This window comes from Salmonella sp. SAL4457 (assembly GCF_046548235.1).
GTDB classification, from domain to species: Bacteria; Pseudomonadota; Gammaproteobacteria; order Enterobacterales; family Enterobacteriaceae; genus Salmonella; species Salmonella enterica.
Window position 1 is genome coordinate 1 of sequence record NZ_JBGDZO010000760.1, and the last position, 260, is coordinate 260.

The 260-nt window shown below is 70.8% G+C and carries 1 protein-coding gene; it reads left to right on the forward strand.

Annotated features, from left to right (window positions below):
* Positions 1 to 24: 24 nt before the first annotated feature.
* Positions 25 to 260, forward strand: a 236-nt coding sequence (locus ACLJNW_RS26205) for an ATP-binding cassette domain-containing protein (RefSeq protein WP_410961505.1), incomplete at its 3' end; no start/stop codon positions are given.

Consider the following 260-nt stretch of genomic DNA (forward strand, 5'->3'; position numbering starts at 1 on the left):
GCTGAAGTCCCCACAGCCAGCCCCTTGCTGGAAACCGTCGGGCTCGCCTGCGAGCGCGACTGGCGCATGCTGTTCGAGCGCCTCGACCTGCGCCTGGCCGCCGGCGAGATGTTGCAGGTGGTGGGTCCCAACGGCAGCGGCAAGACCAGCCTGCTGCGCCTGCTGTCCGGACTGATGCAGCCGACCGCCGGGGAAGTCCGCCTGAACGGCCGGCCGCTCGCCGAACAGCGCGGCGAACTGGCCCGCAGCCTGTTGTGGAT